The sequence below is a fragment of the Pustulibacterium marinum genome (genome assembly GCF_900116665.1).
GTDB classification, from domain to species: Bacteria; Bacteroidota; Bacteroidia; order Flavobacteriales; family Flavobacteriaceae; genus Pustulibacterium; species Pustulibacterium marinum.
In genome coordinates, this window is sequence record NZ_FPBK01000017.1 from 18,967 (window position 1) to 41,745 (window position 22,779).

General features: G+C 35.1%; 25 protein-coding genes. 16 read left to right on the forward strand and 9 right to left on the reverse strand.

The genetic code is table 11. The features are described from left to right. Window positions 1-1,230, reverse strand: coding sequence for a peptidase T (gene pepT / locus BM383_RS16600; protein WP_093026274.1), 1,230 nt, complete (start codon window positions 1,228-1,230; stop codon window positions 1-3). 112 nt (window positions 1,231-1,342) lie between these two features. Between pepT and BM383_RS16605 the strand changes: the two genes are divergently transcribed. Further along, window positions 1,343-2,371 carry a quinone-dependent dihydroorotate dehydrogenase gene (locus BM383_RS16605; protein WP_093026275.1) on the forward strand — a complete coding sequence of 343 codons (1,029 nt, stop codon included), beginning with the start codon at window positions 1,343-1,345 and terminating at the stop codon, window positions 2,369-2,371. A gap of 72 nt (window positions 2,372-2,443) precedes the next feature. Continuing rightward, on the forward strand, window positions 2,444-3,217 hold the full coding sequence (gene mazG, locus BM383_RS16610) for a nucleoside triphosphate pyrophosphohydrolase (protein WP_093026276.1): 774 nt from the start codon (window positions 2,444-2,446) through the stop codon (window positions 3,215-3,217). On the opposite strand, the gene BM383_RS16615 is transcribed toward mazG, so the two are convergent. Genes BM383_RS16615 through dnaA form a run of 3 tightly spaced genes read right to left on the reverse strand, consistent with a single transcriptional unit; the run spans window position 3,214 to window position 5,821 of the window. Next, window positions 3,214-3,927: an SAM-dependent methyltransferase gene (locus BM383_RS16615; RefSeq protein ID WP_093026277.1), complete on the reverse strand. Its 714-nt coding sequence runs from the start codon at window positions 3,925-3,927 to the stop codon at window positions 3,214-3,216. The genes mazG and BM383_RS16615 overlap by 4 nt on opposite strands. A gap of 11 nt (window positions 3,928-3,938) precedes the next feature. Continuing rightward, window positions 3,939-4,394, reverse strand: a complete 456-nt coding sequence (locus BM383_RS16620; RefSeq protein WP_093026278.1) for a low molecular weight protein-tyrosine-phosphatase — start codon at window positions 4,392-4,394, stop codon at window positions 3,939-3,941. Then, window positions 4,394-5,821, reverse strand: coding sequence for a chromosomal replication initiator protein DnaA (gene dnaA / locus BM383_RS16625; RefSeq protein ID WP_093026322.1), 1,428 nt, complete (start codon window positions 5,819-5,821; stop codon window positions 4,394-4,396). Before dnaA ends, BM383_RS16620 begins: the two co-directional genes overlap by 1 nt. 199 nt (window positions 5,822-6,020) lie before the next feature. On the opposite strand from dnaA, the gene BM383_RS16630 reads away from it, so the two are divergent. Beyond that, window positions 6,021-6,428, forward strand: a complete 408-nt coding sequence (locus tag BM383_RS16630) for an acyl-CoA thioesterase (RefSeq protein ID WP_093026279.1) — start codon at window positions 6,021-6,023, stop codon at window positions 6,426-6,428. Here BM383_RS16630 and BM383_RS16635 read toward each other — a convergent pair. From BM383_RS16635 to ribD, 3 genes are read right to left on the reverse strand one after another with little or no spacing between them, the layout of a single operon-like run. Further along, window positions 6,411-7,019 (reverse strand): IMPACT family protein, encoded by a 609-nt coding sequence (locus BM383_RS16635; RefSeq protein ID WP_093026280.1) that lies wholly within the window; start codon window positions 7,017-7,019, stop codon window positions 6,411-6,413. The genes BM383_RS16630 and BM383_RS16635 overlap by 18 nt on opposite strands. Before the next feature lie 8 nt (window positions 7,020-7,027). After that, complete coding sequence (locus BM383_RS16640) at window positions 7,028-7,648, reverse strand: HAD family hydrolase (protein ID WP_093026281.1); 621 nt, start codon at window positions 7,646-7,648, stop codon at window positions 7,028-7,030. After that, window positions 7,645-8,685 (reverse strand): bifunctional diaminohydroxyphosphoribosylaminopyrimidine deaminase/5-amino-6-(5-phosphoribosylamino)uracil reductase RibD, encoded by a 1,041-nt coding sequence (gene ribD, locus BM383_RS16645; RefSeq protein ID WP_093026323.1) that lies wholly within the window; start codon window positions 8,683-8,685, stop codon window positions 7,645-7,647. The genes BM383_RS16640 and ribD overlap by 4 nt, the downstream gene beginning before the upstream one ends. 37 nt (window positions 8,686-8,722) lie before the next feature. Between ribD and BM383_RS16650 the strand changes: the two genes are divergently transcribed. The 4 genes from BM383_RS16650 to BM383_RS16665 are packed head-to-tail and all read left to right on the forward strand — an operon-like array spanning window position 8,723 to window position 12,759. Further along, window positions 8,723-9,202, forward strand: a complete 480-nt coding sequence (locus BM383_RS16650) for a GNAT family N-acetyltransferase (protein WP_093026282.1) — start codon at window positions 8,723-8,725, stop codon at window positions 9,200-9,202. Then, complete coding sequence (prmC, locus tag BM383_RS16655; RefSeq protein ID WP_093026283.1) at window positions 9,199-10,068, forward strand: peptide chain release factor N(5)-glutamine methyltransferase; 870 nt, start codon at window positions 9,199-9,201, stop codon at window positions 10,066-10,068. The genes BM383_RS16650 and prmC overlap by 4 nt, the downstream gene beginning before the upstream one ends. 2 nt (window positions 10,069-10,070) lie before the next feature. Continuing rightward, window positions 10,071-12,065: an NAD-dependent DNA ligase LigA gene (gene ligA, locus BM383_RS16660; RefSeq protein ID WP_093026284.1), complete on the forward strand. Its 1,995-nt coding sequence runs from the start codon at window positions 10,071-10,073 to the stop codon at window positions 12,063-12,065. A gap of 1 nt (window position 12,066) precedes the next feature. After that, window positions 12,067-12,759, forward strand: coding sequence for a hypothetical protein (locus BM383_RS16665; protein ID WP_093026285.1), 693 nt, complete (start codon window positions 12,067-12,069; stop codon window positions 12,757-12,759). On the opposite strand, the gene BM383_RS16670 is transcribed toward BM383_RS16665, so the two are convergent. Both BM383_RS16670 and BM383_RS16675 read right to left on the reverse strand, forming a co-directional pair. Next, complete coding sequence (locus tag BM383_RS16670; protein ID WP_093026286.1) at window positions 12,756-13,670, reverse strand: bifunctional metallophosphatase/5'-nucleotidase; 915 nt, start codon at window positions 13,668-13,670, stop codon at window positions 12,756-12,758. The two genes, BM383_RS16665 and BM383_RS16670, sit on opposite strands and share 4 nt — an antisense overlap. Before the next feature lie 6 nt (window positions 13,671-13,676). Next, a complete protein-coding gene (locus BM383_RS16675; protein ID WP_093026287.1) occupies window positions 13,677-14,441 on the reverse strand; it encodes a 5'-nucleotidase C-terminal domain-containing protein in 765 nt (254 codons plus the stop codon). Window positions 14,442-14,516: 75 nt separating this feature from the next. Between BM383_RS16675 and BM383_RS16680 the strand changes: the two genes are divergently transcribed. The 9 genes from BM383_RS16680 to BM383_RS16720 all read left to right on the forward strand — a co-directional run bounded on the left by BM383_RS16680 (window position 14,517) and on the right by BM383_RS16720 (window position 22,769). Beyond that, window positions 14,517-15,032, forward strand: coding sequence for a DUF6913 domain-containing protein (locus BM383_RS16680; RefSeq protein WP_093026288.1), 516 nt, complete (start codon window positions 14,517-14,519; stop codon window positions 15,030-15,032). Between the two features lie 2 nt (window positions 15,033-15,034). Then, window positions 15,035-15,928, forward strand: a complete 894-nt coding sequence (gene dapA / locus BM383_RS16685) for a 4-hydroxy-tetrahydrodipicolinate synthase (protein WP_093026289.1) — start codon at window positions 15,035-15,037, stop codon at window positions 15,926-15,928. Continuing rightward, entirely contained in the window at window positions 15,928-16,848 is a 921-nt protein-coding gene (locus tag BM383_RS16690; RefSeq protein ID WP_093026290.1) for an ion channel, read from the forward strand. The genes dapA and BM383_RS16690 overlap by 1 nt, the downstream gene beginning before the upstream one ends. A 109-nt stretch (window positions 16,849-16,957) precedes the next feature. Further along, the gene (locus BM383_RS16695; protein WP_093026291.1) at window positions 16,958-17,749 is read left to right on the forward strand and encodes an outer membrane protein assembly factor BamD; all 792 of its coding nucleotides are present in this window, start codon (window positions 16,958-16,960) and stop codon (window positions 17,747-17,749) included. Window positions 17,750-17,773: 24 nt separating this feature from the next. Continuing rightward, window positions 17,774-18,094 carry a DNA-directed RNA polymerase subunit omega gene (locus BM383_RS16700; protein WP_093026292.1) on the forward strand — a complete coding sequence of 107 codons (321 nt, stop codon included), beginning with the start codon at window positions 17,774-17,776 and terminating at the stop codon, window positions 18,092-18,094. An 18-nt stretch (window positions 18,095-18,112) separates the two neighbouring features. Continuing rightward, window positions 18,113-19,315: a bifunctional phosphopantothenoylcysteine decarboxylase/phosphopantothenate--cysteine ligase CoaBC gene (gene coaBC, locus BM383_RS16705; RefSeq protein WP_093026293.1), complete on the forward strand. Its 1,203-nt coding sequence runs from the start codon at window positions 18,113-18,115 to the stop codon at window positions 19,313-19,315. Then, window positions 19,308-20,195, forward strand: coding sequence for a type IX secretion system protein PorD (gene porD, locus BM383_RS16710; RefSeq protein WP_093026294.1), 888 nt, complete (start codon window positions 19,308-19,310; stop codon window positions 20,193-20,195). Before coaBC ends, porD begins: the two co-directional genes overlap by 8 nt. Window positions 20,196-20,249: 54 nt before the next feature. Then, window positions 20,250-21,902, forward strand: coding sequence for a DNA repair protein RecN (recN, locus tag BM383_RS16715; RefSeq protein WP_093026295.1), 1,653 nt, complete (start codon window positions 20,250-20,252; stop codon window positions 21,900-21,902). 54 nt (window positions 21,903-21,956) lie between these two features. Further along, window positions 21,957-22,769 (forward strand): enoyl-ACP reductase FabI, encoded by an 813-nt coding sequence (locus tag BM383_RS16720; protein ID WP_093026296.1) that lies wholly within the window; start codon window positions 21,957-21,959, stop codon window positions 22,767-22,769. Window positions 22,770-22,779 lie beyond the last annotated feature (10 nt).

A 22,779-nucleotide genomic window follows, 5' to 3' on the forward strand; every position in this document is an offset into this window, starting at 1 on the left:
TTATTTTGCTTTTTTAGCAGTTAGTTCAGCAATTTTTACAATTACCTCAGTAGCTTTTACCATACTTTCTACAGGAACGTATTCATACTTTCCGTGAAAATTATGTCCGCCCGCAAAAATATTAGGACAAGGTAATCCCATAAAGCTTAATTGCGATCCGTCTGTACCACCACGAATAGGCTTGATCAACGGTTTGATATCTAAAGATTCCATGGCTTCTTTTGCAGTATGCACAATGTGAATTACCGGCTCTACTTTTTCACGCATGTTGTAATATTGATCTTTGATGTCTAATAATACAACGTCACCATATTTAGCGTTTAAATCGGCTTCAATGTTATACAACAATTCTTTTCTAGCTTCAAATGCTTTTCTATCATGATCACGGATGATGTATTGTAAAGTGGTTTCTTCAATACCTCCCGTAATAGTGTGTAAATGGAAGAAACCTTCTCTACCGGCTGTTTTTTCAGGAACTTCGTCTTTTGGTAAGGCGTTCATAAATTCATTTGCAATTAAAATAGAATTTACCATTTTACCTTTTGCGTACCCAGGGTGAACACTTTTTCCTTTGAAAGTAACTTTTGCTCCGGCTGCGTTGAAGTTTTCAAATTCTAATTCTCCAATCTGACTTCCGTCCATGGTGTAAGCCCATTCAGCGCCAAATTTTTCTACATCGAATTTATGCGCGCCACGACCAATTTCTTCATCTGGCGTGAACCCGATTCTGATTTTTCCGTGTTTGATTTCAGGATGCTGAATCAAATATTCTACAGCAGAAACAATTTCGGTAATCCCGGCTTTGTCATCAGCTCCTAAAAGCGTTGTACCATCGGTGGTGATTAAAGTTTGACCTTTATATTGTAGTAGATCTTCAAAATAGTTTGGAGACAAAATAATGTTTTGCTCTTTGTTTAAAACAATATCTTTTCCGTCGTAATTCTCAACAATCTGTGGATTTACATTAGTGCCTGAAAAATCTGGCGAAGTATCAAAATGCGCTACAAATCCAATAGTTGGCACTTCGTGGTCTACATTGCTCGGAAGCGTAGCCATAATGTATGCATGCTCGTCAATAGTAACTTCTTCAAGTCCTATTTGTTTTAATTCTTCAACAATTTTATTGGCTAAATCCCATTGTTTTTCAGTACTCGGAGTAGTTTCCGAAGTAGGATCAGATTGTGTATCAACGGTAATGTAGCTGATAAATCTATCTACAATATGTTTCATGTGTATGGTTTTATTTCTTCCTCAAAAATACAATCTATTTGTGCGAAAGCTAAAGATTTATCTATAAAAATGTACTTTTGCAACAGCAATTTATCTAACAACACAAACCAATATGTATAAACAACTTATCAGACCGATTTTATTCAAATTCGATCCGGAGAAAATTCATCATTTTACGTTTTCTTTTCTTAAAACTTCGCAAAAATTACCTTTCGTAAAAAGTATTGTCAAAAGTAGATTTGAAGTGTCAGATCCTGCCTTAGAAAGAGAAGTTTTTGGGTTGAAATTTAAAAATCCGGTAGGTTTAGCGGCTGGTTTTGATAAGGACGCCAAGTTGTACAAAGAGTTGTCTTCATTAGGATTTGGATTTATTGAAATTGGAACCTTGACTCCAAAGCCACAACCGGGAAATCCGCCGAAGCGTTTGTTTCGTTTAAAAGCCGATCAGGCTATTATCAACCGAATGGGCTTTAACAATGGTGGAGTTTTGGAAGCGGTGGAACGTCTGAAAAAGAATACCGATGTGTTGATTGGCGGAAATATTGGGAAGAACAAAGTAACGCCAAACGAAGAAGCAGTAGAAGATTATAAAATCTGTTTTGATGCGTTGTTTGATTATGTAGATTATTTTGTAGTGAATGTAAGTTCGCCAAACACTCCGAATTTACGTGCATTGCAAGACAAAGAGCCGTTGACGCAATTGCTACAAACTTTGATGGATAAGAATGCTGAAAAGCCAACACAAAAGCCAATTCTATTAAAAATTGCACCGGATTTAACAGATTCTCAATTGTTAGATATTATTGATATTGTTACCGAAACTAACATTGCCGGAGTTATTGCAACCAATACCACTATTGGAAGAGATAATTTACAATCAGATGCTGATTTGGTGAAAGAGACCGGAGGTTTAAGCGGAAAACCATTGACCAAACGTAGTACAGAAGTAATTCGTTTTCTTGCTGAAAAAAGTAACAAAGCCTTCCCGATTATTGGAGTAGGAGGGATTCATACAGCCGAAGATGCTTTGGAAAAACTAGATGCCGGAGCTGATTTAGTGCAGTTGTATACCGGATTTATTTATGAAGGTCCACAACTGATTAAAGATATCAACCAAGCGTTGTTAAAACGCGCGCGTTAGCGATTGCAGCATGCTACCATGTAGCGCGGAAAGCGCGACGGCTCCGCCGGAACGCCCAAAAAACAAAATATTATGAACAACAGAAAAGCACAATTAGAAGCCTTTGACCGATTGTTAACCATTATGGATGAGTTGCGTGAGCAATGTCCGTGGGATCGAAAGCAAACTATGGAAACTTTGCGCCCGTTGACCATTGAAGAAACCTACGAGTTGGGCGATGCCATTTTGGATAAAGACTTGCCGGAAATTAAGAAGGAATTGGGCGATGTGTTGTTGCATATTGTGTTTTACGCTAAAATTGGTAGCGAAACTAATGACTTTGATATTGCTGATGTGATCAATTCACTTTGTGAGAAGTTGATTTACCGTCATCCGCATATTTATGGAGATACTAAAGTGGAAGATGCTAAGCAGGTAAAGGAAAATTGGGAAAAACTGAAGCTGAAAGAAGGCAAGAAAAGTGTGTTGGAAGGAGTTCCTAAAAGTTTGCCGGCATTGGTAAAAGCCAATCGAATTCAGGATAAAGTTTCCGGAGTAGGATTTGATTGGGAAGAACCACAACAGGTTTTTGAAAAGTTACAGGAAGAGTTGGCAGAGTTGCAAGAGGAAGTTGCTAAAGCAGATGCTGACAAAACCGAAGCGGAATTTGGGGATGTGTTGTTTAGTATGATCAATTATGCACGTTTCTTAAAAGTAGATCCGGAAAATGCTTTGGAGCGTACCAATAAAAAATTCATCAAGCGTTTTCAGTATTTGGAAACCAAAGCTGCTGAATTAGGCAAATCGTTACAAGATATGACGCTGGCCGAAATGGATGTTTTCTGGGAAGAAGCGAAAAAGCTTTAAAACAAATGAATCATAAAGATAGCCGGACGTTTGTGTAAATCTACTTTCGTTTTTTTCCACTCGGCAATACTTTGTGTTTTAATATATTCGGTTGGTAAACTAATATCGCAAGCCACACACAATTGCGTCTGATTTTGCAAAATACTACACATACTTTCTAGCAATTGATTGTTGCGGTAAGGCGTTTCAATAAACAATTGCGACTGATTGATCTCTTTAGATTTGCGTTCTAAATTTTTCAAAGCGTTTTTCTTTTCGCCTTTATCAATTGGTAAATAACCATTGAAGGCAAAACTTTGTCCGTTCATTCCGCTAGCCATCACTGCCATTAAAATAGAAGAAGGTCCTACTAACGGAACCACTTGAATCCCTTTGCTATGGGCAATTTTTACGACATCAGCCCCAGGATCTGCAACACCAGGACAACCAGCTTCCGAAATAATGCCGACATCTTTTCCTTGTAAGCAATTGTCTAAAAAAGAAGGAAGTTCTGATGCTTCTGTGTATTTATTGATAATATGAAGCGTTAAACTCGGTTGTGATTTTTCCGGACAGATTTTTTTAATGAATCTACGAGCGGTTTTTCCGTTTTCAACAATGTATTCATCTACTTGCTCAATCACACGTTTTACGGTAAGTGGCAACACTTCCATAGGATCGTTTTCTCCTAAAGTGGTAGGAATCAAATATACTTTACCGTACGTATTCATGTTGTAGTGTTTTAAGCGTATTGTTCTATAAAGGCATCACAAGCCAAATCAATCATTTGAAAAACATTGGCAAAACCTTGATCGCCTCCGTAATAAGGATCGGGCACTGCTAAATTTTGTCCGGGTTGTGTTAAGTTCAATAAAAAGTCAACTTTTTGTTCTTCTTCTTGTGAATTAGCGAGTTCTATGACGTTGTTGTAATTACTTCTATCCATCACAAAAATAAAATCAAACTCTTGAAAGTCTGATTGTTTAAATTGACGGCAACGTTGTGTGGTAATGTCAATTCCGTTTTCATTGGCAATAGCAATAGATCTGCTATCGGGTAAATCGCCTACATGCCAACTTCCGGTTCCGGCGGAATCAATTTCAAATTTTTCTGGATCCAAACGGTGTTTAAAAATACCTTCTGCTAAAGGAGACCGGCAGATGTTTCCTAAACATACCATTAGAATTTTGGTTTTCATTACAGTGTAAGTTTTTTTGAAATATCTTCAATATACTTTTTGAATTGTTTATCGGTTTCGGCAAGATTATCTACGGTTTTGCAAGCGTGCAATACGGTAGCGTGGTCTCTTTTTCCTATCTGAGAACCAATACTTGCTAATGAGGCTTTGGTGTATTTTTTAGCAAAAAACATGGCCAATTGTCTGGCCTGTACAATGTGTCTTTTTCTAGTTTTAGATTGCAAAGTAGCCACATCCATTTGGAAGTAATCTGAAACGATTTTCTGAATGTAATCGATAGAAACTTCGCGCTTGGTGTTTTTTACAAATTTTTCAACAATCTGTTGTGCCAAATCTAATGTTACTTCTTTTTTGTTGAAAGAAGACTGTGCAATTAACGAAATTACAGCGCCTTCTAACTCACGTACATTCGATTTGATATTTTTAGCAACGTAGTCTATAATTTCTTCAGGCATTTCTACACCGTCACGGTATAGTTTGTTTTTCAAGATAGAAATACGAGTTTCGTAATCCGGACTTTGCAATTCGGCAGACAATCCCCATTTGAAACGAGATAACAAGCGTTGCTCAATATCTTGCATGTCAACAGGAGCTTTGTCCGATGTTAAAATCACTTGCTTACCGTTTTGGTGCAAGTGGTTAAATATATGGAAGAACACATCTTGTGTCCCTGATTTTCCTGAGAAAAACTGAACGTCGTCAATAATCAATACATCAATTAATTGATAGAAATGAATAAAGTCGTTTCTAGTATTTTTCTTAACCGATTCTATATATTGTTGTGTAAACTTCTCTGCAGAAATGTACAGTACGGTTTTTTCAGGATATTTATCTTTAATTTCAACACCAATAGCATGTGCTAAGTGTGTTTTACCCAAACCAACACCACCAAAAACTAGCAATGGATTGAAAGAAGTTCCTCCCGGTTTTTTAGCAACGGCTAATCCTGCAGATCTTGCCAAACGGTTAGAGTCTCCTTCTAAGAAATTGTCAAAGCTGTAATTTGGATTTAATTGCGATTCAATTTTTACATTACGAATACCAGGAATCACAAACGGATTTTTCAATTCCGGATTCTTATTTTTCAAAGGAACATCTAGTTCTTGTGAAGGCATCGAAGGTCTGTTGGTACTAGGAATTTTTTCGGTGAACGGTTGTTTATTGCCATAAGTGTTTTCCATTCGAATTATGTACACTAACTTTGCGTTTTCACCAAGTTCTTTTGTTAAAGCAACTTTTAACAATTTCACATAGTGTTCTTCTAACCATTCATAGAAAAATTTACTAGGTACTTGAATACTTAAAGCATTGTCTGTTAACTTAACTGCTTGTATAGGTTCAAACCAAGTTTTATATGCTTGTGGTTGAATGTTGTCCTTTATAAAATTGAGACAGTTGTCCCAGACCGATTTAGCAGTTTCGTTCATTCTTTCTCTAATTTTTTCGATAATTTGTTCTGTAACAGTGGGTAAGAACAATAAAAATTCCTCAGCTTTAAGTAGGACAAATATGTGAACAAAAAATTGAAAAAAAAAACCTATTGGGGGTTGAATTTTTGAAAAAAAAGACTAAGGCTAACTAACCTTAAATTAACGCTTTGTTAACAATGATAATTATCAATATTTTATGATTATTTCTAATAAAATTTCAACAAGAATTCGTTATGCAGAAACCGATCAGATGGGGGTTGTATACCACGGAAACTACGCGCAGTTCCTAGAAATGGGACGTACAGAGCTATTAAGAAGTATAGGTGTTTCTTATAAAAATATGGAAGATAATGGAATTATGTTACCGGTAATTACAATGACCATCAATTATAAGAAATCAGCCTATTATGATGAACTTATTTTTATTGAAACCTCGTTAGAGAAATTACCGACAGTGAAGATTGATTTTAAGTATGAAATAACCAATGAAAAAAGAGAGGTTTTAGCTACTGCAAATGTAGTTCTAGCGTTTGTTTCTAAAGATACGCGAAAGCCTATTAAATGTCCTGAATATATACTGAAAAAATTACAAAATTCGCTTTAATGTAACCTCGTAAAATGGTACGAATGCTTGTTCGCAAGCCTCGGCTTCTGTTTTACGAACCGCTATTAAAATCTCGCAGCTCATTTCCAATGTTTGAGAAATTACTGTGAGATTTTTTTCTTTGATCACGCGCATCACATTGTTCATGTCTTTGTATTCAAAACTAATTTTGTATTGAAAATCGATGGTGCGTTCTTCTATGTTGGCAACTTCCATGGCCATTTGCGCTGCCGTTCGGTAGGCGTTGATAAGTCCGGGAACTCCTAATTTAACTCCACCAAAATACCGAACTACAATAATAAGAAGGTTGGTCACTTCAAAAGATTGAATTTGCCCATAAATAGGCATTCCGGCAGAATTGTTAGGTTCGCCATCGTCATTGGCGCGGTACTGAATACTTTCTGTACCCAATTGCCAGGCATAACACCAATGGCGGGCATTGTAGTGTTTTTTCTTAATTTCTTCCAGCAGTTCTTTGATTTCGTCTTCTGAACTTACCGGAAATGCATAGCCAAAAAATTTGCTGTTTTTGTCTTTAAATAAAACTTCTTCTGTGGCTTCGGTGATCGTTTTGTATACGTCTTCTTGCAAATCGGATGTTATTTTTTAAAGTCGAAAGGTTGATCAAAAAGTTCAGTGATGTCATTTGTACCGGGAATTAAATTCCAAGTCTGAATGCCCAATGATTTTGCTGTTTCTATATGTTCTAGCGTATCATCTATGAAAAGTGTTTCTGCCGGATTCAAATTATTTTCATTCAATACAAATTCAAAAATGTCAGCATTCGGTTTTCTAAAATTGATTTCGTACGACAAATAAAACACATCAAAACAAGCTTTGAATCGATTCCATTTTTCTTCACCAAAAGTTTTAATGGTGTATTCAATATGTAAATCGTTGGTGTTGCTTAATAAAAACAGTTTGTATTTTTTTTCGGCAGCCAAGGCTTCAATAAATTCCAAACGGTGTTCGGGAATATCTAGCATAATGGCATTCCAAGCATCAATCAATTCAGATTCTGTTGCTGTTGGAAAAATACTTTGATAATACGCTACAAATTCTTCAGTGGTTAACAAGCCCATTTCGTAGGCGTCGTTTTTAGCAATCATTTCTTCCGAAAGTTCAAATGCCCCGAATTTTTTGGAGAGTCTTGCTACAGTTTCGGTTTTATTTAAATTGATGAACACATCACCAAAATCAAAAATAATGTTTTGAATCATGCGTGTTTGTATGTTGTTAGTTGATCTTTTTCAATGCTTGTTGCGCTTGTAATTTCTTGATTTTTTAAAGAAGGTGCTTTCGTTCCATCTTCAAAAATTAGGTTTCCTTCAAAAACAAAAGCTTCATCCCAGAAGTCTTCATCTATAAAAGTTTGAAGCGTTTGTTGTCCGCCTTCTACAATCAAGCTTTGTAAATTGTGCCTGTAAAGTACGTCACAAATTTGCTGAGCGATTGGTTTTAAGAAATCTATTTTTTCAAAATGAATAGATTCTGAATTTTCTTTTGTTTCAGCAGTAATCACAATAGTTTTTGCTTCCGAATTAAAAATGGCCAATTCTTGCGGAAGGCGAAGGTTTTTGTCTAAAACCACCCGAACCGGATTTTTCCCATTCCATTCTCTCGTGGTAAGCGAAGGATTATCGGCCAACGCAGTTTCAGTTCCTACTAAAATGGCTTGTTCTTCGCTGCGCCATTTGTGCACCAATTGTTTCGAAAATGCATTAGTAATCCAAACGGGTTTTTGTTCATCTTTGGTTTTAGGAGCTAAAAATCCATCTTTAGATTGCGCCCATTTCAAGAAGATATACGGTCTTTTTTTGGTGTGAAACGTAATGAAACGTTTGTTGAGTTCTTGGCATTCATCTTCTAGAATTCCGATGGTTACATTATGGCCAGCTTCCATGAGTTTTTTAATACCACGACCGGCAACTTCTTCAAACGGATCTACCATGCCAATCACCACATTTTTAATTCCTTTTGAAATGATCAAATCAGAACAAGGTGGCGTTTTTCCAAAATGGCTGCAAGGTTCTAAACTTACGTAAATAGTAGCTTCAGAAAGTAGCTCTTTGTTTTTTACAGAATTGACAGCATTTACCTCGGCATGAGGTTCGCCTGCACGTTGATGCCATCCTTCTCCTATAATTTTGTCAGAATGTACAATAACACTACCAACCATTGGGTTTGGGTACGTGTTTCCGAGTCCGTTTTTCGCTAGTTCAATGCAGCGATTTAGGTATTTTTCATGTATCTTCACACCGCAAAAATACCATTTTCTAAAGAGAAACCCCCTCATGAAAATCCGAGAAATTCAACCAAAAGATAATGAAGCCGTTGCAGCACTCATTAGAGCAGTGTTTGATGAGCTTGAAATTCCCAAAGTCGGTACAGCTTATGAAGACGAAGCACTGAATCATATGTTTGAAGCCTATGAAATAGATAGAGCTTGCTATTTTGTGGTGGAAGAAAATGGAGAATTGTTGGGAGGAGCTGGAGTAGGACCCTTGGCAAATGAAGCTGCTGAATATTGCGAGTTACAAAAGATGTATTTTTCTCCAAAAGCGCGTGGAAAAGGAGTTGGTTTAGAAATGATGAAAACCTGTCTGCAAAAAGCAAAGGATTATGGTTTTGAATTTTGCTATATTGAAACGATGCCTTTTATGCACGCTGCTCAGAAATTGTATAAGAAAGCCGGATTTGAATATTTAGATGCGCCTATGGGTTGCACCGGTCATACGTCTTGTCCGGTTTGGATGCTTAAAAAACTATCATGAAATTAAAAGAATTCCATAAACAATTTCAAGAAACCTTGTCTTCACTTTATGAGAAAGGAGAAGTGAATACTTTCTTTTTTATGTTGACGGAAGCTTTTTTGGGAATTAATAGATTGCAATTGGCTTTGCGACCAGATTTGGAATTAACTGCGACTGATTTAGCAAAGATGCAACAAGCTTTGGAGGAATTGAAAGTAGAAAGACCCATTCAATATATTATAGGGAAAACGGAATTTTACGAATTGGAATTTTTAGTGAATGAAGATACGCTAATTCCAAGACCAGAAACCGAAGAATTGGTAGATTGGATTGTGCAAGACGTAAAAGCTTCAGAAAACCAATCGCAACGTATTTTGGATATTGGAACTGGAAGTGGTTGTATAGCCATCTCCATAGCAAATAAGCTGTCTAAAGCAGAAGTTTCTGCCATTGACTTATCAGAAGGCGCTTTAAAAGTGGCTCATGAAAATGCACAGTTGAATTCAGTTACTGTGAATTTTGTGCAACAAGATATTTTGAATGTGGAAGAGAGTAATGCACTTTTTCAAAACGAAAGTTTGCATGTGGTGGTTTCGAATCCACCGTATGTTCGAAATACCGAAAAACGAGATATGCGCAATAATGTGTTGCAATATGAACCCAAAACAGCGCTTTTTGTCACCGATGAAGATCCGTTGATTTTTTACGTTCGAATTGCAGATTTCGCAAGTGAAAAGTTGATTCAAGGTGGAGTTTTATATTTCGAAATCAATCAATATCTTGCAGAAGAGACCCAGAAAATGGTTGAAAGTAAAGGATTTTACAATGTAGAAATCCGAAAAGATTTAAGAGGTAATTTTAGAATGCTAAAAGCGATAAAATTGTAAGCATGTCAGCAAAAGAACAAATCACACAGCTTAGAGAAGAGCTAACCCATCATAACTATCAATACTACGTTTTAGATAATCCTTCAATTTCAGATTATGAATTTGATATGAAATTGAAAGAATTGCAGGCTCTGGAAGCGCAATATCCAGAGTTGTACGATGCCAATTCGCCTTCGGTTCGCGTAGGTGGAATGATCACCAAGAATTTTGAAACTGTGGTGCATGAGCACAGAATGTATTCGTTAGATAATTCGTATTCCAAAGAAGACTTGGAAGATTGGGAAAAGCGTATTCAAAAAATTGTGGGTGATGCTTCGGTTGAGTTTACTTGTGAATTGAAATACGATGGCGCTTCTATCAGCATAACCTATGAAAATGGTGTTTTGGTAAAAGCGGTCACTCGTGGAGACGGATTTCAAGGAGATGATGTAACCAATAATGTGAAAACCATTCGTTCGGTTCCATTGAAGTTGAAAGGTGATTTTCCTCCGAAATTTGACATTCGTGGTGAAATTATTTTGCCACACGAAGGTTTTGCGCAAATGAATCAGGCTAGGTTAGAAGCTGGGGAAGATCCGTACATGAATCCTAGAAATACCGCCAGTGGGAGTTTGAAGTTGCAAGACAGTTCGGAAGTTTCCAAGCGTCCGCTAGATTGTTTATTGTATTATATTGTTGGTGAAAATTTAGGCATTCAATCGCAATACGAAGGTTTAGAAAAAGCAAGAGGTTGGGGATTTAAAGTTCCCAAAGAAGCCAAATTATGCAAATCTACAGCAGAAGTGATGGAGTTTGTGAATTACTGGGATGTACACCGACATGATTTACCATACGAAACCGACGGCGTAGTGATCAAAGTAAACTCATTGCAACATCAGGAAGAGTTAGGATACACCGCCAAAGCGCCGCGTTGGGCCATGGCGTATAAATTTAAAGCAGAGCAAGTAGCAACCAAACTCAACGAAATTACCTATCAAGTTGGGCGTACGGGAGCTATTACTCCGGTGGCTAATTTAGAGCCTGTTTTGTTGGCCGGAACTACGGTGAAAAGAGCTTCGTTACACAATGCAGATCAAATTGCGAAACTAGATATTCGTGAAGGCGACGAAGTGTTTGTGGAAAAAGGAGGAGAAATTATACCGAAAATTGTTGGGGTAGATTTTGCCAAACGAAGTTTAGATTCAGAACCTACCAACTACATTACACATTGTCCTGAATGCGGTGCAGAGCTCATCCGAAAAGAAGGTGAAGCACAACATTATTGTCCAAATTATACCGGTTGTCCGCCACAAATTACGGGGCGTATTCAGCATTATATTTCTAGAAAAGCCATGGATATTGAAGGTTTGGGAGGCGAAACTGTAGAATTGCTTTTCAAAGAAGGCTTGATTCATAATTATGCAGACTTGTATGAATTGAAAGTTGCCGATATTGTACCGTTAGAGCGAATGGCGCAAAAAAGTGCTGAGAATTTGGTCGCTGGTGTTGAGAAATCTAAAGAGATTCCGTTTGAGCGTGTGTTGTTTGCATTAGGAATTAGATACGTTGGAGAAACGGTTGCAAAAAAACTAGCCAAACATTATAAAAATATTGAAGCTATTCAAGCAGCAAGTTTGGAAGACTTGGTGGCTGTGGATGAAATAGGAGTGAAGATAGCCGAAAGTGTGGTCGATTTTCTATCGAACGAAGTAAATATTGAATTGATTAGTCGATTGAAATCTTACGGAGTTCAGTTAGCTATTTCTGCAGCAGCATTGGAAAATCAATCGGATACTTTGGTTGGAAAATCATTTGTGGTTTCGGGTGTTTTTGAATCGGTTTCCAGAAATGAATTGAAAAAAATGATTGAAGATAATGGTGGAAAAGTAGCTTCGTCTATTTCTTCTAAAACAAGTTATGTGATTGCCGGAGATAACATGGGACCAAGCAAGCGCGAAAAAGCAGAAAAGCTGAACATTCCTGTGATTTCGGAATATGATTTTAAAGAGATGATTTAGAGTGAAACCAAAAATTGCTCCCATATTTCTAGTATTAGCTATTGTACAAACGGTGGCGTATTCCATATTGGATTATTTTTCGTTTGAACACTATATGAAAATTATGGAAGTCTTAACGATTCCATTTATAGCGTTTTATTATATTTTTAAGACGGAATTCGTGAATCTGCTTTATGTAATAGTATTGATAACTCTTTTTAGCGCAGACGTAATCAATACATTTTTTATAGGCTATGAAGATCTAAGTATCTTTTTGTATGGTTTAGCTCTTTTCTATTATAGTTATAGAGTATTGAAAGGTTTGGTGGATTTTAAAATGAAGGCCGTTCTTTATGTTGCTATTCCGTTTATGTTCATTTACATTGGGTTCTTCTTTTGGTTTAGTGAATACATGCCAATATCAGAAGCCATTATAGTGTACAACTTTTTTATGGGAGTTTTCATCGTATTGGGAATCAAAAGTTATGTTGTGAAACAAACCAAAGAAAATTTTATTTTAATGATTTCAAGCCTTATCATAGCTGTTATTACCGTACTTTATGCATATAGTACTTTTGTAATTGAAGTAGATTGGATAGAATCTATAGCGCTAAATAATTTATTTACGTCATTCCATTTACTTTTAGCTATTTATATTTTAAGGATTGAGAAAATAGAAGTGAAAATTAGTTACTTGAGTCAACTGAGTGATTAAATGATTATGGATTTACCTTCTTTTTGTACTATGGATGTGTCATCAAAATAGAAATCAATTCTTCCCACATTAATGCCATAGCAACCAACCTGATTAACCAATACATCTTCATTGTTTTTGTTTTTGAGGATCATTGGTTTTTCAAGAAACGTATGGGTATGTCCTCCAATAATTAAATCAATATTTTCAGTATTTTGAGCTAACGAAAGGTCACACACTTTCTCTGGTTTATCAGCAAAATAATACCCCAAATGCGACAGGCATATGACCAGATCACATTCATGATCTTCTTTTAATTCTCTTGCCATATCGGTTGCAATTTCAATAGGATCAAGATAAAGAATATCTTTGTAGTTGTCTTTATTTACAAGGCCTTCCAGTTCTACGCCAAGACCAAAAACACCAATGGTAATGCCGTCTCTTACAAATATTTTATAAGGCTTTATATGTGTATCTAATTTAGTGTTAGTAAACACATAGTTTGAATTCACAAAATGAAATTTAGCATTTGGTAATTGGTTGAACAAGCCATCAATTCCATTGTCAAAATCATGATTTCCAAGTGTGGCTACATCATACCGAAGCATGCTCATAATTTTGAACTCCAATTCACCACCGTAATAGTTAAAATAAGGAGTTCCTTGAAAGATGTCTCCAGCATCTAGTAACAATGTATTTGGATTTTCCTTTCGAATATTCTCAATAATGGTTGCTCTTCTTGCCGCTCCACCCTGATTGGGGTAATCTGGGTGATCTATAGGAAAACTATCAATATGACTATGCGTATCGTTTGTGTGTAATATAGTAATGTGTTTTTTATTTGTATTACTACATGAGGTTAGTGTAGGTGTTCCTAAACTTAAAAAAGCAGTTCCTGCAGCAGCTTTTTGAATAAATGTTCTCCTTTTCATATACCTTTATTTTATAATAAAGCGATCATCGGTGTTAGATATAATAGTGTCCTTTTTCATGAAATAATCAGTCATAGCATCTCTCGCTAGATAATTTGTTTGATACGTGTTTACCGATTTTTTAAAGAAATTCATTGCATCACCACCATTATAGAGAAAGTCGTAGGTGGCTACAAAGTAGGTTTTGTTTGGTGAAGTTTTTTGACCGTTAATGGTAAATTTTTTCAGCTTTCGATTTTTGTCTAAGATCAATTGAATTTGTTTAGAAACGGGATGTCCTCGTTTTTTTTCAATTAAATAGGCGAGTAGCTCTGTTATGGCTTCCGAAGGTAATTCAGCTATTATGATCTTATTTTCAAATGGCATTATCTTGTAAACAAGCTTTTTTGTAATATTTCCGATAGGTATGTTTGCTCTAATTCCACCATAATTTAACAACGCAAAATCTACATGTTTTCCTGTTTCGGAATAGAAAACAGAATCAGATTGTTCGTAAATAATATCAGCTAGTAAATTACCCAATGGAGAGTTCATTTTATCAGATTCTTTCAGAATTACTTTTGGAGCATAACTAAGTGAAGCATTTAAAACAGAATCTGCCGCTATCTGAAGTTTAAAAGGAGTAATAAAACTGTCAATCTCTTTAGAGATACTAACCTCATTATTAATGTTTATTTGTTTTCCTTTAATGGTTTTAAGACCTTTTGGTTGTTCTGTACAGCTAAAAAAACAACTTAAAGTTATAAATATAACAAAATGTTTGATTTTCATAGGTTAAAAAGTAGTTGTATCAGAAAGTTAAATTTAAATAATGCTTAGATTTGCAATATACAATTGTAAATGTAAATGATTTTAGATTCTTTTCGCGAAAAGTTCATTGATAAAATTTTAAATAAGAAACTAAATCAACCAAATAATAGATTTAGTTACAACAAAATTCAGCGTATTGGTTGCTTGGTAGATTTAGAAAGCCTAGAAAATATTGAAGCGTTAAAAAATACAGTCTCAATTCTGGGATTGCCTAAAGCAGAAGTACGTTGGTTAGGTTACACGAAAGAGCCATCTACAAATGAAATAGATGCTATAAAGACCTATTCCAAGAAGGATATAAATGCTTTTGGAAAAATAAAATCAGACCATGTTCAGGAGTTTATAAATACTGAGTTTGATGTATTGATAAATTATTTTTCGAAAGACAAATTTCCACTTTTAGTAGTGTCTGGCAGTAGCAATGCTTTGATGAAAGCTGGCTTTCCTGAAGTAGATCAAAGGTGTAACGATATAATAATTAATTGTGAACCGAAAAAGACAGATGTGTTTTTGAAAGAATTAAAAACGTATCTTCAAGTAATAACAAAGTAGTTATGCAAACGAAATTTTTAGGAACAGGTGTAGCGCTGGTAACTCCGTTTAGAACGGACAGCACAGTAGATGTTGCTGCTTTAGAGCGCTTGGTGAATTCTGTAATAGAGAATGGTGTAGAGTATCTTGTAGTACTAGGTACAACGGCAGAAAGTGTAACCTTAACTAAACAAGAAAAGGAGCTAGTGAAAACTACAATAGCTTCTGCCAATAATGGAAGAGTGCCAATGATCTTAGGATTGGGTGGTAACAATACTATGGCAGTTGTTAATGAAATTCAAGAAACAGATTTGTCTATTTATGATGGAATACTATCTGTTTCTCCATATTATAATAAACCTAGTCAAGAAGGGATTTATCAGCATTTCAAAGCAATTGCAGAAGTATCTCCTTTGCCAATTATTTTGTACAACGTACCGGGAAGAACAGGTTCCAACATGTTACCAAATACAGTTTTGCGTTTGGCGCATGATTTTGAAAACATTGTAGCCATCAAAGAAGCTTCTGGAGATTTAACGCAAGCTATGAGAATCATCCGTAACAAACCGGCAGATTTTCATGTAATTTCAGGAGATGATATGATTGCATTACCAATGACCTTGGCGGGCGGATCTGGTGTAATTTCTGTTATTGGTCAAGGCTTACCAAAAGAATTTTCAGAAATGATTCGTTTTGGGCTTTTAGGAAGAACCCAAAAAGCTTTTGAATTACAATATAAAATAATGCCAAGTATAGATTATATTTTTGAAGAAGGAAATCCTGTAGGAATCAAAGCTTTGTTGAAAGCAAGAGGTATTTGTGATCTTGGTGTAAGATTACCACTTGTAGAAGCTACTCCAGAATTACAAGAAAAAATATATCTTTACATGGAAAGATTTAATGCAATATCTGTGTAATGCCCAAAAAAATTAATGATCCCGGTTTTGGAAATTTTTCTACAAAAAATATTCAACGCTATGTAAACAAAGACGGGACATTTAATATAAAACATATAAATAAAAGCAATACAATTTCGGCCACGTATTCTTATTTAATAGGAATATCGTGGCTGAAATTTTTTAGTTTGGTAGTACTGTGTTACACGGTTATCAACATCCTGTTTGCTTGTATTTATCTTATCATTGGTATAGAAAAGTTAACACCGTCTACTGGTGATTTGCTGCATGATTTTTTCAATGCCTTTTTCTTTTCGGCACAAACAATTACTACAGTGGGCTATGGAGGGATTTCTCCAAACGGAGTTTTAACAGGTTTGGTTTCTTCGTTTGAAGCCATGTTAGGATTGTTATGTTTCTCCTTTGTAACGGGGCTACTTTATGGTAGGTTTTCAAAACCCAAAGCCAACGTTAAATTTAGCAATTCCATTGTTTTACGTGAGTTTCAAGAGCAAAATGCCATCATGTTTAGAGTTATGAATACCCAAAAAAGTATCATGATTCGGCCAAAGGTTACGGCAACATTATTACTTTCGGAAGAAGAAAAGCAAGAATATAGAAGTAGTTTTTATCAACTTAGTTTAGAGCGAGATACCATAACGTATCTTCCAACAACATGGACCATAGTTCATGTAATAGATGAAAATAGTCCGTTGAAAAAATACGAACTGGAAGATTTAAAGCGTTTACATGCAGAGATTGTTATTTTGATATCTTTTTATGATGATGCTTTTAACCAAGAAGTTCATCAAGTACATTCCTATTTATTAAGTGAATTGCTTGTAGATCAAAAATTTGAAAAGGCATTTATGTTCAATGATGAAGGCGAAATGATATTTGATCATGATAAGTTCAATACAACAATCCCAAATTCTCGTTAAAATCGAAAAAAACGCTGTTAAAAGTATATTTTAAAAATTACATTTAGCACCTTTAAAAAATCTTTTGAAAAATCATAGAAATAACTAATTTTGCAGAATGCTTAAAAGTATGAGAAAAATTGTTTATCTAATAGCTATAGCTATTGCCTTTACGTCTTGTAGTGAATATCAAAAAGCTTTAAAAAGCGAGGATACAGGAGTGAAGTATACAATGGCAGAGCAATTGTATAACGAAGGGAAGTATAGTAAAGCCAACCGCTTGTTTGAACAAATATTGCCAAAATATGTGGGTAAACCACAAGGTGAGCGTGTCATGTATATGTACGCTGATGCTGCTTATCAAGTAAACGATTATTACTTGGCGGCGTATCAATTTGAGCGTTTTGCAAATTCTTATCCTAAAAGTTCAAAGGCACAAGAAGCAGCGTATCTTTCAGCTAAAGCAACTTATTTAACTAGTCCAAAATTCTCTTTAGATCAAACAGAAACGTATGACGCCTTAAATAAACTGCAGAATTACATTAATAAATATCCAAATTCTGAATATTTACAAGAAACCAACCAACTGGTCCAAGATCTAACGCAGAAATTAGAAAAGAAAGATCTAGAAATAGCCAAACAATACAAAAAGACTTTTAAATACAAGTCTTCGATAAAATCTATAGAAAACTTTTTGGTGGATTATCCAGGGTCTGAGTTGAAAGAAGAAGCGTTGTTCGTTAAGCTTGAAGCTACTTACGAACTTGCAGTAAATAGTTTTGAATATTTAATAAAAGATCGTCTAGAACAAGCTCAAGAGGCTTATGACGATTTAATAAAATATTATCCAAATACCAGTTTTTCTGATGAAGCAACGAAGATTCAGGAAAGCATAACAGAAGAATTAAGTAAAAGATCATAAATATTTAATTATTAGTAGAAGAACATGATTGATTTAAAAAAGACGGAAGCTCCAGCATCAACAATTACTTATAACAAGAATGAGTTTGATGCACAAACAGAAAATATTTATGAAGCTATTGCAGTAGTTGCAAAGCGTTCTATTCAAATTAACTCTGAGATCAAAAAAGAGTTAATTGAAAAATTAGAAGAGTTTGCTACTTATAATGATAGCTTAGAAGAAATTTTCGAAAACAAAGAGCAGATCGAAGTTTCTAAATTCTACGAAAAGTTACCAAAGCCACATGCTTTAGCAGTTCAAGAGTGGTTAGAAGGTAAAATTTATTACAGAAATACAGAGAAGTAAATTTAATAGACAGTAGTTATGACTGTTTTAAGCGGTAAAAAAATACTTTTGGGAGTAACCGGTGGTATTGCTGCTTATAAAACTACTTTTTTAGTAAGACAATTTATAAAAGCGGGCGCGCAAGTTCAAGTGGTAATGACAAACAATGCCAAAGAATTTGTGACGCCCTTAGTGCTTTCTACACTTTCTAAAAATCCGGTTTTATCTAGCTTTACCAAAGATGAAGCATCTGGTGAATGGACCAATCATGTAGATGTTGGTTTGTGGGCAGATATTATGGTGATAGCTCCAGCAACAGCCAATACGTTAGCCAAAATGGTAAGTGGCGAAAGTGATAACTTTTTAATGGCTGTGTATCGTTCTGCAAAATGTCCTGTTTATTTTGCTCCGGCAATGGATTTGGATATGTATAAACATCCAAGTACACAGGAGAATTTTAAAAAATTAGTAGCTTTTGGTAATATCATGATTCCGGCAGAATCGGGAGAATTGGCCAGTGGATTAGTAGGAGAAGGTAGAATGGCCGAGCCAGAAAATATTGTTGAGTTTATTGAAAATGATATAGCGGCCAAATTACCTTTAAAAGGCAAAAAAGTGCTTATTACTGCAGGACCTACTTATGAAGCAATAGATCCTGTTCGTTTTATAGGAAATCATTCTTCGGGTAGAATGGGATATGCTATCGCAACAAGTGCATCCAAATTGGGTGCAGAAGTTATTCTAATTTCCGGTCCTACATTTTTACAATCACCGAACGGTGTGCATACGATTCGTGTAACTTCTGCAGAAGAAATGTACAAGAAAGTTCATGAGTATTTTAAAAATGTAGATATAGCTATTCTATCAGCCGCGGTAGCAGATTACAAGCCAAAAAATGTAGCTGATCAAAAAATAAAAAAGAAAGTATCCTCGTTATCTATAGAATTGGAGCCTACAAAAGATATTTTAGCCTCTTTGGGAGCTGAAAAGAAACATCAATTTTTAGTAGGTTTTGCATTGGAAACTGAAAATGAGTTGGAAAATGCAAAAGGGAAGTTGAAAAGAAAGAATTTAGACGCCATTGTATTAAATTCTTTAAATGATGAAGGTGCAGGTTTTGGAACTTCCACAAATAAGGTTACATTTATTGATAGTAATAGTGTAACTCCTTTTTCTTTAAAAAGTAAAGAAGAGGTTTCAGTAGATATTTTAAACGAAATTATAGCAAGATTACATGCGTAGTGTTATTACCTTTTTGTGTTGTTTGATGGTTGTTTTTGCCAACGCGCAAGAGCTTAAATGTACAGTTACTGTAAACTCTCAAAAGATTGGACAATCAAATCAACAGATTTTCCAAACTTTACAGCAGTCTGCAACAGATTTTATGAACAGTACAAAATGGACCAATAAAAGCTTTAAAAAAGAAGAACGTATTGCTTGTAATATGCTGATTACTGTGAATTCTTATGAAGGTGAAAATTTTGGAGCCACCATTCAAGTTCAGTCTTCACGTCCAATTTATAATTCCACTTATGAATCTCCGGTTCTAAATATCAACGATCAAAATTTTTCATTTACCTATCAAGAATTTCAACCAATGTATTTTAATGAGACAAGGTTTGATTCAAATCTTACATCGGTACTTGCATTTTATGCTTATATCATTTTAGGTGTAGATGCAGATTCTTTTAAAATGAGAAGTGGAACACCGTATTATAACAAAGCAAAACAAGTTTTAAGTATTGCTCAAAGTAGTAATTATGCGGGCTGGAATCAAAATGATGGAGATCGTACAAGATGGGTTCTAATGGATAATCTTCTTTCTAATACTTTTAGAGAGTATAGAACTGTTATGTACAATTACCACAGAAAAGCCATGGACTATTTATCTGACGATGCAGAAACGGCAAAGAAAACCATAGCTTCTAGTTTACGTTTGTTTAAAAGTATGAACGCTCGAAGACCAAATTCCTATTTGTTACAGTCGTTTTTTGATGCCAAAGCAAATGAAATTTTAGATATTTATTCCGGCGGTCCTCAAGTAAGTATTGTTCAATTGGTAGACACACTTAATAAAATAGCTCCCAACTATTCAAGTTCTTGGAAAAAAATTGAATATTAGAGGTTTTATACTCTCTAAAATATCTTCTATATTTGAGGCTTAAAATTCTAGTATTTGTTAGCTTCACTTTTTATAAAAAATTATGCACTAATAGATGAACTAAAGGTTCGGTTCTCAAATGGTTATACTATCATTACAGGAGAAACCGGTGCCGGTAAATCTATTCTTTTAGGTGGTTTATCTTTGGTTTTAGGTAAGCGAGCCGATCTTTCCTTGTTAAAAAATAAAGAAGAGAAATGTGTTATAGAATCTGAGTTTGGTATTGCTGCTTATAATTTGAAAGAATTCTTTGAAGAAGAAGATTTAGATTATGAGGATCAAACTTTTATTCGACGTGAAATTCTGCCTAGTGGAAAGTCAAGAGCTTTCATTAATGACACGCCTGTAACGCTAGATGTTTTGAATAGGTTGGGAGGAAGATTGATAGATATTCATTCGCAACATCAAACGCTAGAACTTACAGAAGAGGAGTTTCAATATCACGTGATTGATGCAGTTGCAGGCAATTTTTCGCTAATCAAGGAATATCAGACGGTATTATCTTCTTATACTGCTGAAAAAAAAGCACTGAATAAACTTCTTAAGGATCAAGAAGAAGCTTCAAAAGAGTACGAATACAATTCCTTTTTAGTAAAGGAATTGGAAGCTTTAAAGTTAGATACGCTTGATAAGGAAGATTTAGAAAGTTCTTATGAGCAATTATCAAATGTAGAAGAAATCAAGGAAAAGCTATCACATGCTTTGCAATTGATAAATACTGATGAAGTAGGGGTTCAAACTTCGGTAACCGAGTTGAAGAATATCTTTGCTAAAATGCAAGGTTATGGCGCCGCTTATCAAAGTTTACATGAGCGTATTCAGTCTGTATTAATAGAAATTGATGATATTAATACTGAAGTTTTAGGCTTAGAAGAAGGATTGGAAACAGACCCTTCCGAATTAGATCGTTTGCAAGAAACACTTCAAAAAATTTATGCTTTAGAGAAAAAGCACATGGTTTCTGGCATTGCTGAACTTTTAGAGATTCAACATAAATTACAAGAAAAAGTCAGTATTACAGAAAATGCAGATGAAGCTATTTTAGAAAAGCAAAAAGCTATTGAAAAAATAGCGGTTGGTCTTAATAAATTGGCAACTCAAATTCATAAGCAACGTGCTAAAGTAATTCCATCTTTGAAGAAAGATTTGGAGAAAATTATTTCTGAATTAGGAATGCCAAATGCACGTTTTCAGATATCCGTAACTCATGAAGATAAGTTTTTACCAAACGGAAAAGACGTACTTACTTTTGAATTTTCAGCAAATAAAGGAACCGATTTTGGGCTCTTGAAAAAAGTAGCTTCCGGCGGTGAATTGTCAAGAATAATGCTAGCTATAAAATCTATTTTATCAAATTATATGAAACTTCCAACTATCATGTTTGATGAAATTGATACAGGAGTTTCTGGAGAAATAGCTATAAAAATGGCAGATATTATGAAGGACATGAGCAAATACATGCAAGTTTTTTGTATTACTCATTTACCTCAGGTTGCTGCCAAAGGAGATCAACATTTAAAAGTTTATAAAGAAAGTACACTACTAGGTACCAGTAGTAACTTGAAACAATTGAATCCGCAAGAGCGTGTTACTGAAATTGCACAAATGCTTGGAGGAGAAAACGTGAGTTCTTCTGCATTATCGCATGCGAAAGAGCTTTTGAGTTAAAAAATTAAAGTATCTTTGAACTTAATATTACAACTTTAGATTAAATTTTGACACATGTATAACTTATTAAAAGGAAAAAGAGGAATTATATTTGGTGCGCTAGATGAGAATTCTATTGCATGGAAAACTGCCGAAAGAGTACACGCAGAAGGTGGTACTTTTGTATTAACAAATGCTCCTATTGCAATGAGAATGGGACAAATTAAAGAGTTGGCAGATAAAACTGGTTCTGAAATTATTCCTGCAGATGCTACCAATTTAGAAGATTTAGAAAATCTTGTAGCAAAATCTATGGAAATTTTAGGAGGTAAAATAGACTTTGTTTTACATTCTATTGGTATGTCTGTTAATGTTAGAAAAGGACGTCATTATACCGATCAGAATTACGACTTTACATCAAAAGGTTGGGATGTTTCTGCAGTATCTTTTCACAAGGTAATGCAAACATTATATAAGCAAGACGCTATGAGCGAGTGGGGTAGTATTGTAGCTTTAACTTATATGGCTGCGCAAAGAACTTTCCCAGATTACAATGATATGGCAGACAACAAAGCATATTTGGAGTCTATTGCACGTAGTTTTGGTTATTTCTTTGGAAAAGAGAAAAAAGTAAGAGTAAATACCATTTCTCAATCACCAACACCAACAACAGCTGGTCAAGGAGTAAAAGGTTTCGGAGGATTTATTGCATATGCAGATAAAATGTCTCCATTAGGAAATGCTACAGCGCAAGATTGTGCAGACTATACGGTAAGTTTGTTTTCAGACCTTACCAAAAAGGTAACTATGCAAAACTTATTTCACGATGGAGGTTTCTCAAATACAGGAGTAAGCCAAGAAGTGATTGAAGAGTTTAGCGGAGAATAAGCTACTTCAA

Coding starts and splice junctions, on each gene's coding strand:
- pepT (WP_093026274.1), bottom strand. CDS start 1,230: ATGAAACATATTGTAGATAGATTTATCAGCTACATTACCGTTGATACA.
- BM383_RS16605 (WP_093026275.1), top strand. CDS start 1,343: ATGTATAAACAACTTATCAGACCGATTTTATTCAAATTCGATCCGGAG.
- mazG (WP_093026276.1), top strand. CDS start 2,444: ATGAACAACAGAAAAGCACAATTAGAAGCCTTTGACCGATTGTTAACC.
- BM383_RS16615 (WP_093026277.1), bottom strand. CDS start 3,927: ATGAATACGTACGGTAAAGTATATTTGATTCCTACCACTTTAGGAGAA.
- BM383_RS16620 (WP_093026278.1), bottom strand. CDS start 4,394: ATGAAAACCAAAATTCTAATGGTATGTTTAGGAAACATCTGCCGGTCT.
- dnaA (WP_093026322.1), bottom strand. CDS start 5,821: ATGAACGAAACTGCTAAATCGGTCTGGGACAACTGTCTCAATTTTATA.
- BM383_RS16630 (WP_093026279.1), top strand. CDS start 6,021: ATGATTATTTCTAATAAAATTTCAACAAGAATTCGTTATGCAGAAACC.
- BM383_RS16640 (WP_093026281.1), bottom strand. CDS start 7,648: ATGATTCAAAACATTATTTTTGATTTTGGTGATGTGTTCATCAATTTA.
- BM383_RS16650 (WP_093026282.1), top strand. CDS start 8,723: ATGAAAATCCGAGAAATTCAACCAAAAGATAATGAAGCCGTTGCAGCA.
- prmC (WP_093026283.1), top strand. CDS start 9,199: ATGAAATTAAAAGAATTCCATAAACAATTTCAAGAAACCTTGTCTTCA.
- ligA (WP_093026284.1), top strand. CDS start 10,071: ATGTCAGCAAAAGAACAAATCACACAGCTTAGAGAAGAGCTAACCCAT.
- BM383_RS16670 (WP_093026286.1), bottom strand. CDS start 13,670: ATGAAAAGGAGAACATTTATTCAAAAAGCTGCTGCAGGAACTGCTTTT.
- BM383_RS16675 (WP_093026287.1), bottom strand. CDS start 14,441: ATGAAAATCAAACATTTTGTTATATTTATAACTTTAAGTTGTTTTTTT.
- BM383_RS16680 (WP_093026288.1), top strand. CDS start 14,517: ATGATTTTAGATTCTTTTCGCGAAAAGTTCATTGATAAAATTTTAAAT.
- dapA (WP_093026289.1), top strand. CDS start 15,035: ATGCAAACGAAATTTTTAGGAACAGGTGTAGCGCTGGTAACTCCGTTT.
- BM383_RS16690 (WP_093026290.1), top strand. CDS start 15,928: ATGCCCAAAAAAATTAATGATCCCGGTTTTGGAAATTTTTCTACAAAA.
- BM383_RS16695 (WP_093026291.1), top strand. CDS start 16,958: ATGAGAAAAATTGTTTATCTAATAGCTATAGCTATTGCCTTTACGTCT.
- BM383_RS16700 (WP_093026292.1), top strand. CDS start 17,774: ATGATTGATTTAAAAAAGACGGAAGCTCCAGCATCAACAATTACTTAT.
- coaBC (WP_093026293.1), top strand. CDS start 18,113: ATGACTGTTTTAAGCGGTAAAAAAATACTTTTGGGAGTAACCGGTGGT.
- porD (WP_093026294.1), top strand. CDS start 19,308: ATGCGTAGTGTTATTACCTTTTTGTGTTGTTTGATGGTTGTTTTTGCC.
- BM383_RS16720 (WP_093026296.1), top strand. CDS start 21,957: ATGTATAACTTATTAAAAGGAAAAAGAGGAATTATATTTGGTGCGCTA.